Below are 9,487 nucleotides of genomic sequence, written 5' to 3'. Positions count from 1 at the left end.
GCGCAGACTGCTTCGCCTCGCGGTTGCGCTCGACGACTATTGGCAGATCCGTGGTCAGTATGACGAGGCCAATCGCTGGATTCGTCATGCCCTCGAACACGATCCGGATGCTCCAGCAGACATCAGGGTGAAAGGGCTGGCCGCGCTGGGTCAGCTTGCTTATTTCCAGGGCAACTACGAGGAAGCGCGCTCGTACTGGGAGGAAGAACTGACGCTTGCCCATGATGCCGGTCTGGACCACGTGGTTGCGGACAAGCTGGCCAGACTCGGCGCGCTGGCATTTCGCATGAACGATCTCGATCGCGGCGCCCCGCTCCTGATCGAGGCGCTCGCACGTTTCCAGCACCTCCGGCCTGACGGGACGCCCACCCTGAAGATGATCGGCCGCATCCACGCGCTCCTGGGAGACGCTGCGATCATGCAAGGCGAACTCGATCTCGCCGCGGCGTACTTCGAGCAGGCGATCGCGCATATGCGAGCGGCAGACGACTCCTGGATGCTCGTCGACGCCCTCGGCGGAATGGGTGTCGTCGAGGTCATGCGCGGCGATCCGGTCAGCGCCGGGGAGCGCTACCTGGAGGCGCTCGAGATCGGCCCGAGCGACCGCCATCTGCAACACAGCACCAGCGTGCTGAACGGGCTCACCGCCGTGGCCGTTGATCTGGGACAACCCGAACGCGCGGCTCGCCTGCTGGGAGCGGCCGAGGCACTGCGGGAACGCATTGGCGCGGTCGTCTATCCGCGTGACCGAGCGATGTTCGACGAGCGCCAGATCGCATTGCAATCCCTGCTCGACGACGAAACACTCGCGACTCTTCGAGAAGACGGTGGTCGCTTGCTGCCTGAGCAAATCGTGGCCGAAACACGCGCAATGCTGGAGACGCACGCACGCGCGGACGCGCTTCAGCTCGCGCCTGCTTCGGGACCGTTCCGGCTCACCGCGCGTGAGCTCGACGTGCTCCGGCTCCTGGCCGAACAACGCTCCGATCACGAGATCGCGGAGATGCTCTTCATCAGCCGGAGAACAGTCACCACGCACACATCGAGCATCTTTACCAAGCTCGGTGTCTCCAACCGGCACGAGGCGGCAGCCCTGGCGGTGCGCCGTGGGCTTGCGTAGCGCCTCAGTCGAGCGCTCGGCAGAGAAATACGTATCGATCTCAGTACCCGGTGCGATGTTTGGTCGTGATGGATCGCGAACAATCACCGTAGGCCCGCGTGCGCTCCCCAGGGGTTACCCAGGTACCGCGCACCGGCGCCGAGGAGGTGTTGCATGCGACGAACCATGGCCAACTCGCTCTTGTTCTCGTTCTTGACCGGCGCCACGCTTTGGACCCTGGTGCAATCTGCCGACTTGCGCAGCCCGCAGCCGATCGACGCGGGTTCCCCGCTCGCGGTGTCGAAAGTGCGCGCCTACTACCTTGCGGTACAGAGCTACGTCGAAACCGGCGACATGTCCGGCATCCGCGCGGTCGTCCACCCGAGCTTGCTCGCTGGTGCGCCGTCCGACGCCGGCGAGCATGATCTTCTGCTCTATCTGCGTGGGCTTCGGACGGCGTTCCCCGCGCTGCGATTCGCGGTCGAAGAACTGACTGCCAGCAACGAAATCGTTGTCGCCCGGATCTCACTCGACTACGGAACGGTTCCGGAGTCTCCCTTTGCCCCATTGACGCTTGCGCCAGCGCGGCAGCAGATCGATACCTTCCGCGTTGTCGATGGAAGCATTACGGAGTGGAGCTCCACGGGCGCCGCCTCAGGACTCGTTGCATCTGACGGTGGGTCCGACTACATGCTCGAGATTCATGAGCCGCGCAGACTGGTCGTGGCGCGTATCTCGTTTGCGGCGGGGAGCACCGGGCATGTTGCCATCCAGGCCCCTGCTCTCCTGATTCCCGAACGAGGGAGCGTGCAGTTCCGGGACACCGGCCTGGCGGTCGTTTCGACGCTCGCCAATCCAGAGGAGCGCAACCCGTCACTGGACGGCACATTCACGGTAGGTATCGACGAATCGATCCGTATTCCCCGGGGACACATCGTATTGAGCGCGGCGACATCGGAAGCGGTCTCGCTCATAGCAGTCTTGTTCGTTCCGCTCGTGTTCACACCGCCCGACCATGAGGTTCATGCGCCGTACCCCCCTGCCGAGCAGCTTCTGGGCCACGGAACGAGTGGCCTCATCGGTCCCGGAATCTCGATCGAGCTGCTCGAACGGGCTGACACAGCGATAAAGGGGACTATTCAGCTCGTCGCCGGAGTTGCGCTGCTGGAGCCTGGCGGCGGGATCGTCATACAGGAGAACCTGGAATCCGTCGTCGTTCTGCCACGACGGGGTTCGGTCGCAGAAACGTGGAACGCCGCCGCTCACCATCAGGGATTGCTCAATGTAGGCAAGGTGGTGGCATCGGCCTGGATCGTTGGAGTGCAGGGCGTGATGCTCGAGTGCGTTTTTGGCGAAATCAATCCACATGGCGTCGATCCGTCCTCTCCCATGCGACTCACATGCTGACTGCTAAGCTTCCCGCATGAACACGATCGACACCTTTGGTACCGACTACCTGCGCATCGCCTTCGGCATCGAGCGGCACTTTCCCGGATTCATCGACGCCTACGTCGGCCCAGACGAGCTCAAAGCCGCTGCCGAGATGGAGCCGATGCCGTCGCTCGCAGCGCTTCACCAACAGGTCCGTGCGTTGCACGAGCAACTCCCGTCGCAGGGCTATCCCGCCAATCGGCAGCAGTACCTCGACAAGCAACTCACCGCCATCGATATGGTCGTGCGCACGTTGCAAGGCGACGTTGTGCCGTATCGCGACGAAGTTGCCGCCTGCTTCGATATCGACATCGCGATGGAGCCAGAATCCACCTTTGCCGCGGCAATTGCCGAGCTGGAAGAGATCGTTCCAGGCCGTGGACCGCTGCTGGAACGAACGAACGCGTGGCGCGATCAGTACATCGTTGACAACGCCACGGCGCGCGCCGGGTTCGACCTGATTCTCAACGAAACCAGGAATCGCACGCTCGATATCGTCGATCTCCCGGCCGGCGAGGAGATCGAGCTCGCCTTTGTCGTCGACAAGCCCTGGTCGGGATACAACTGGTATCTCGGGAACGCCAAATCGCTGGTGGAAATCAATGTCGATCTTCCGCTGCGTGCCAATGCCATGACCGACCTCACCGCTCACGAAGGCTATCCCGGCCACCACACCGAGCATTCCCTCAAGGACCGCAATCTCTATCAGGCGCGTGGTTACGCTGAGCACGCCATTCATCTCATCAACACCCCGGAGTGCGTCATCAGCGAAGGCATCGCAACCGTCGCCGAGGAACAGATTTTCCCGGGCGATGAGGGCATCGTCTTCAAATCCGAGGTGCTCTATCCCGCCATGGGTGTGCAGGGTGACCCGGAACGTGAGGAACGGATCGAGACGCTCTTCGGCAAGCTGCGCGCGGTGGCCGGCAATGCCGCCATCTTGCGTCACGAGCAGGGCGCGACCGAGTCGGAAGTCATCGACTACCTGATGCGCTGGGAACTGACGCCGAAAGAACGCGCCGAGCGCCGGTTTCGCTTCATCGACGATCCCCTTTGGCGTCCATACATCTTCACCTACTTCGCCGGACGTGACCTTGTGCGCGACTACCTAGGCAACGGCCCACGTTCCCAGCGCATCGAGCGCTTCCGCTACGCCCTGACCGAGCAGATCACGCCGTCCTGGTTGCGCGCGCATCGGGATACCGCCATTGGGGCATAGCCGGGGCGGAGCAGCCGTCTTTGAGGTGAATGTCTTACACTCCGCCGCGACGTCGTGTCGCGCCGGATTCAGTCACCTCGGTGTCCAACCGGATCGAGCGAACCGTCCCGTTGGTCGTCGATCGATTTCGTGCTGGTGGCGATTCTGGTGATCCGAATCCGTCTGCTCCTCGTTGCCATGCTCATGCTCGCCGCATTTGTGCCGGCGATGCCTGTTTCGCTCACTCATGCCCAGGATGAGGAGTGGCAAGAAGACACCGGCGAGGCCTCTGAGGAAGAGCTTTACCACGAGGAAGAGCCCACCTACGACGATGCGGCCCCGCAGGACGATGGCTCCACGGAAGAACCAGCCGTGGACGATCTCTCCTGGTTGCCCAATACCCCATACGAACCGCTCGACTTCTCACCCTTCGAAGAAGGATTGGCCAAGATTTCTCCCGAGCGCATGCTCGAGCTCCAGGCCATGATCGTCGAGGCAGACGTGCAGCAACTGCAGGGGCTTCTGGAAGCGCGCAAGCTGACCTCTCAGGAACTCGTGCTCTTCTATGTCGACCGCATCCGCACCTACGATGCCGGGCAGCTCAATTCCGTCTCCCAACTCAACCCGGACGCGCTTTACCTGGCCCATCTTGCCGATGTGCAGCGCGCCAACGGGGAGGTGAAGGGTATCTTGCAGGGCATTCCGGTCTTGCTCAAAGAGAACATCGCCACCGGCGACTCGATGGCCACCACCGCCGGCGCGATCGCGCTGGCCGACAGTCTGGCCGTTCACGATGCCTACCTGGTGCAACAGTTGCGGGACGCCGGCGCGGTCATTCTCGGCAAGACGAACATGACCGAGTGGGCCAACTGGATGCACATGTCGATCGCCAATGGCTATAGCGCCTACGGCGGCCAGACCGACACTCCCTTCGGCGGCGATCCCAGCGGTTCGAGTACAGGCAATGCGGTGGCGGTCACATCGAACTTCGCGCCCCTGGCGATTGGCACCGAAACCATCGGCTCCATCGTCTCTCCGTCGGCCTATGCCTCCATCGTCGGTATGCACCCGACCGTGGGCCTGGTGAGTGCAGACAACATCATTCCCCTCTCGCCCGTCTGGGATTCTGCCGGGCCGATGGGCAAGACCGTCTCCGATGTCGCTATGACCATGACCGTCTTCGCCAGCAACCTCGACGAAGCCGATGCACGCTCTTCCGCGGCATCGCCGGTCGCCGGTATCGATTTCATCGCAGCGCTCGATCCCAACGCTCTGCAGGGCGCGCGAATCGGTCTGGTCGGACCCGACCCATCCATGAGTGACGAAGAGGTGATTGCCGGGTTCAGCACCAATGGCGTGCTCGATGCGCTCGAAGCCGCAGGCGCGGAAGTCGTGGTCGTGCAACAGTCAGGCATCGAGGAGCCAGATTGGTGGCAAATCATCACGTGCGGTTTGCGCGATGGTGTCAACGCCTACTTGTCCGAAAACCAGCTGCAAGACCCGGCAACGCTCGCGGACATCATCGCGATCAACAGAAGCAACCCCGAGATATTCATGCCGCTCGGTCAATCCCGGCTGGAAGAAGCGGAAGCCTGCACACTCACGGCAGCGGAAGAGGCGGAGATGGCCGCCGCGGCCACGGAAGTTGCTCAGACGTATATCGATGACCTGCTGGTCTCGAACGATGTCGATGCGCTTGTCTCGCTCGACGATTCGTGGTCGCTCTACTACGGTCTGGCGGGCTACCCCGCCATCACGGTGCCACGGGGTTTGATTGGCGATTGGCGCGGGGGCCTCACGTTCATCGGCGCGAGTTGCACCGATGCGCGGTTGGTCGGCTATGCCTACGCCTTTGAGACCACCGGGCCGTACCGGGTTGTGCCAAATCTGGAGGCAACCCCGGAGGAGGCGACTCCAGAAGGCGAAGCCTGAACCGCCGCAACGCGATGCGGTACCCTTTGAGGTCGGTTCGGTCAACCAACAGGAGGTGAGGGAGCACTATGGCTGAAGAGCAAAAGGACGAAACGGTCGAAGTCGTCGAAACCGTCACGGAAGTTGTCGAGGCGCCGGCTGACACCTATTCCAAAGAAGAGCTTGCCACGCTGACCAAGGCGCTTGGCGCAGTGGTGCTCGGCGCTGGCATGAGTGAAAAGAGCGGCGCTTTTGGGCTCATGCGCGAGATCATGGCCGCAATGCGCGCCTCGGCGATCTTCGTCGGCGATTCCAGCAATCCTCTCCTGAAACAGATTGTGACCGACACCGATCCGTCCGACATCGATCAAGCGGAAAGCGAAGCCAAGAGCACACCGGAATCCGCGCAGAAGGCAGTCGAGGACGGAATCGCCGCCGCGAAATCGTCGCACGAGCTCATTCTCGCGAAGGGCAACGCCGACGATGCCGATGCCTGGGCGCAGTTGCTGCTCACCGCCGCCAATGCCGCCGTGAAGGCAACCAAGACCGGTGGCTTCCTCGGGTTCGGTGGAGAGAAGATCACGACGTCTGAAGCCGCATATATGCAGCAACTGGCCGATACCCTCGGCTACAAGAAAGAAACTGCCTGATCTGGGTCGAGCCGGTCCACGGACCAGCCCTCGCACCACATCGTCGAAATCTTCGTGTAATCGCCGGCGCCCAGGCCGGCGATTGTTCATTCCCGCTCGGAACTTTCCTCGATTGCCGAAAAGCCCAACATGGAATCATGTGGAGTCCGGGAAACTGCAATGGGGTTTAGCCCAGCGTCTCACCGGTGGGTCCTGGACGAGCCGGGCAATCCGTCAAAACGCTTCGAACGGCAACCGGAACGACTCAGTCCATCGCCCCCGACGGTCGCTCACACGACATGCGGCCGATACTGCGGCTGATCTGGCTGAGGTCCCATCTGGCTCAGCAACTCGTCTGCTTCGGCTCGTGGCAGGCCGCGAATCCGCAGGCGCCCATCGTAAATCGGCCACCCGGTTCCGATGATCCCTTTCCCCGTCCCATCGACCTTCCCGGATGCTGCCACGTATGCCACCAGCGTGGCTCCGCCCGGTTTGCGGAATGGCAAGGTCATCTGCTTGATGCCGCGCCATTGCAACCGATCGACGGGACAGACGATGGTACGCCGGTTGATATTTCGTTCCCGCACGATCATCTCACGGTCGGAATCGATCAGCCATGCCGCGTCCTCGAACTGCCTGCGGCCATAGAGATATCCCGGAATCGCCAGCAGCGCCAGTCCCAGGAACGTGAGATGCTCGAACCGAACGTCAGGCGAGAGATAGTCGACCGCCAGGAGAGCCGCCGTCAGGCCGAGAATGCGGTACGGCCAGAACATCGTGTACGTCCGCTTGTACGTTGGCGGCACACGCTGGAATTGCTGAATCTCACGGGCAAGATTCTCGAAGAACGCTCCGCCGAACAATCTCTCCAGCGTCGCCAATGCCTCGTCGCGTGGCAACGACGGGAGCAGCATCTTTCGCTCGAGCGTCTTCTGTTGCGAACCGGCCAGCTCCATGCGTATCGACCCGGTGTTGCGCCACTCCTGAATCGGGGTTTCCACGAACGTGATCGCTTGCACCCGTGGCAGCAGCACCGCGCGCCAGCGCCGGGTCACCAAACCATGCTCGATCAACGCCAGATGCCCTGCCCGTTCGAGCCGGAACCGACTGAACGTGGTGACAAAAGTGACGATCGACAAGAGCCAGAACACCAGCAGCAACAGCAGGGTGAAGTCGACCAGGTCGGCAAGCGCATGCTTCTGTTCGATCGTGTTTACGAACCAGTGAATCAGGTCGTTGCGCCATTCCTTGAGAAACGATTTGCTGAACAGGTGGAACGCGGCGATAGCCCCCACGAAACTCAGCCTGATCTCGAAACTGGTGATCCCTGCCGCAATGAGCTGTCCGGTGGTGATGCTGGCAAGCTGCACCTGCTCGCGCTCCTGCCCGAGTTCGGCGAATCCGTCCGCCAGAATTGTGTGCGTCGCCCCCAGCATGATGCGCTGAATCTGAATCGCTTCTGATGTGGGAATTGCCGCCAACCGGATACTCGCCACCGACCGGTCCGGCGCGCCAGAAACGAACTCCACCGAGCGGAGATCGAGGATCCGGTCGAGCCAACTCGAAGAAAGCTCGAGCGATTGCACCCGCGCCATGGGCAAGCGGCGTTCCCATTTCCAGAAGATGCCGCCCCGAATCCAGATATCCTCGCTATCGACTCCATACGTGGTGGTGCGCCACTGGAGCGTTCGCACCGCAATCCACATCACTGCCACTAGGCCGATGATGATCGTGAGTTCCAGGTGATACCGGTTGCTGCGCAGTTGATCGATGATCGGCCCGGCGCCTTGCATCTCGTAATCGATGACGTCCTGAAGCACCGTATCTCGCAGGAAAGACGGCAGCTCCTCGCCGTACTCGTAGAACAGCCCGAATCCGATCACCAGGATCAACGCGATCACGCCAGGCAGGAGCGTGAACAGCGTTGCCAGACCAATCGTGAGTTGGCAGTGTTTTCCAGTAGGTGCTGGCGGACGGTCTGCGACGGACGGTCGATGATCCGGATCGATCGGCGCATCCGAGTCATCGGAGCCACTCTCGGTTCGATGCAGCGCAAACGGCCGCAACCTGGATGTCATCGGTGCATGAGGGGAACGAGCGGCTGATTCAGCCGCACCCGTTCGAGGATCGTTGCGGCATCTTCCGGACCGAGGAGCATGGTGCCTCCCCCTGCGGATGATTGCAGAACGAGCTCGGTCAGGTTCAAGCCCGCCATGGCGGGCGTGGTGACGACATCCACTTGCTGCACCCGGTCGAAAGGCGCGAACACGCGGGTCGAAAGAGGATGCCCCGTTCCACCATTAGCTCACGCTCCCCGATTGCCACCAGCCATCGGACAGCCCCAGAGCAGATGCGCAAGCAAGAGAGCAGGAGAGCGATCGCGAAGTCCGGCGAACCGGATCGGAATCAGCGGCGAACCAGAAGGCTTAGGCATCGCCGCGATGATGAATGGCAAAGTCCAGAACAGTCACGCAACAGCCCATGACGCGGAAGAACCAACGCCGCAGGCGTTTCTGTCGCAGCAGAATCCAGTCGCCGTCAGGGAAGCGCTCCCGGAGCCGTGCGCTGTTGGCAGCGAAGCGCTCATCCGTTCATCCTGACCATTCTCGTCTCTTCAGGCCACCGTCACTCCGCGCCATCGTCATTCCGCCCCTTCGTCATTCCGAGCTTGCCGAGGAATCTCACTCCCTTCGTCGTTCCGAGCCATCGTCATTCCGAGCTTGTCGAGAATCTCTTGTTCCCTTCGTCATTCCGAGCCATCGTCATTCCGAGCTTGCCGAGGAATCTCTCGTTCCCCGCAGCCCGGTCCCGGACCACAACCCCGCCCGATCGAGCAGACGCCGCCGTGCCCCGTCCATTCTCGTCATTCGCGCCTTCGTCATTCCGAGCTTGCCGAGGAATCTCTCATTCCCCGCAACCCGTTCCCCGGACCACAACCCGCCCGGTCTTGCGTTCCGCTCGTTCATCATTCCTAGTCCAGCAACGCATGCGCCGGAATCGTCAGGAGCAGGATGAAATCATCGATTCCACCAGCAGATCGCGAGCACACCCGCCGCCTGCTCCAGCGTCGGCGTGCGCCCCAGCTTGTCCAGCTCCTCATCACGCACCGCGCGTACCGCTCGATCGTAATCGGCTCGCCATCGTCGGTCGTGCTGTTGAATGCTGGCGAATCCATTGCCAAATCTGCGCGCGCGAGATCTCCGCCATCGCCGCGTCCTC

Annotated in this window: 8 protein-coding genes; 5 read left to right on the top strand and 3 right to left on the bottom strand. The window is 61.9% G+C overall.

The genetic code is table 11. The features are described from left to right. From R2855_18060 to R2855_18040, 5 genes are all read left to right on the top strand, one after another. Nucleotides 1-1,120 (top strand): LuxR C-terminal-related transcriptional regulator (locus R2855_18060; GenBank protein MEZ4532904.1); only part of this gene is annotated, 1,120 nt, incomplete at its 5' end. Nucleotides 1,121-1,273: 153 nt separating this feature from the next. Further along, complete coding sequence (locus R2855_18055) at nucleotides 1,274-2,506, top strand: nuclear transport factor 2 family protein (protein ID MEZ4532903.1); 1,233 nt, start codon at nucleotides 1,274-1,276, stop codon at nucleotides 2,504-2,506. Between the two features lie 16 nt (nucleotides 2,507-2,522). Then, a complete protein-coding gene (locus tag R2855_18050; protein ID MEZ4532902.1) occupies nucleotides 2,523-3,749 on the top strand; it encodes a hypothetical protein in 1,227 nt (408 codons plus the stop codon). Nucleotides 3,750-3,878: 129 nt separating this feature from the next. After that, the gene (locus R2855_18045) at nucleotides 3,879-5,660 is read left to right on the top strand and encodes an amidase family protein (protein MEZ4532901.1); all 1,782 of its coding nucleotides are present in this window, start codon (nucleotides 3,879-3,881) and stop codon (nucleotides 5,658-5,660) included. 68 nt (nucleotides 5,661-5,728) lie between these two features. Further along, entirely contained in the window at nucleotides 5,729-6,289 is a 561-nt protein-coding gene (locus tag R2855_18040) for a hypothetical protein (protein ID MEZ4532900.1), read from the top strand. 269 nt (nucleotides 6,290-6,558) lie between these two features. Here the strand turns inward: R2855_18040 and R2855_18035 are convergent, their stop codons facing one another. The 3 genes from R2855_18035 to R2855_18025 all read right to left on the bottom strand — a co-directional run bounded on the left by R2855_18035 (nucleotide 6,559) and on the right by R2855_18025 (nucleotide 9,475). Next, a complete protein-coding gene (locus tag R2855_18035) occupies nucleotides 6,559-8,169 on the bottom strand; it encodes a PH domain-containing protein (GenBank protein ID MEZ4532899.1) in 1,611 nt (536 codons plus the stop codon). Nucleotides 8,170-8,342: 173 nt separating this feature from the next. Beyond that, nucleotides 8,343-8,537 (bottom strand): PH domain-containing protein, encoded by a 195-nt coding sequence (locus tag R2855_18030; protein MEZ4532898.1) that lies wholly within the window; start codon nucleotides 8,535-8,537, stop codon nucleotides 8,343-8,345. A gap of 830 nt (nucleotides 8,538-9,367) precedes the next feature. Further along, the gene (locus tag R2855_18025; protein MEZ4532897.1) at nucleotides 9,368-9,475 is read right to left on the bottom strand and encodes a hypothetical protein; all 108 of its coding nucleotides are present in this window, start codon (nucleotides 9,473-9,475) and stop codon (nucleotides 9,368-9,370) included. Nucleotides 9,476-9,487: the final 12 nt, after the last annotated feature.

It is taken from the genome of Thermomicrobiales bacterium, assembly GCA_041390825.1.
Taxonomy (GTDB): Bacteria; Chloroflexota; Chloroflexia; order Thermomicrobiales; family UBA6265; genus JAMLHN01.
The sequence above is the reverse complement of the archived record's forward strand: the minus strand, read 5'-3'. Positions and strand labels throughout refer to the sequence as shown.

Bases quoted from the DNA above. Each gene is read 5' to 3' on its own strand.
- R2855_18055 (MEZ4532903.1), top strand. From the start codon at position 1,274: ATGCGACGAACCATGGCCAACTCGCTCTTGTTCTCGTTCTTGACCGGC.
- R2855_18025 (MEZ4532897.1), bottom strand. From the start codon at position 9,475: ATGGCGGAGATCTCGCGCGCGCAGATTTGGCAATGGATTCGCCAGCAT.
- R2855_18050 (MEZ4532902.1), top strand. From the start codon at position 2,523: ATGAACACGATCGACACCTTTGGTACCGACTACCTGCGCATCGCCTTC.
- R2855_18040 (MEZ4532900.1), top strand. From the start codon at position 5,729: ATGGCTGAAGAGCAAAAGGACGAAACGGTCGAAGTCGTCGAAACCGTC.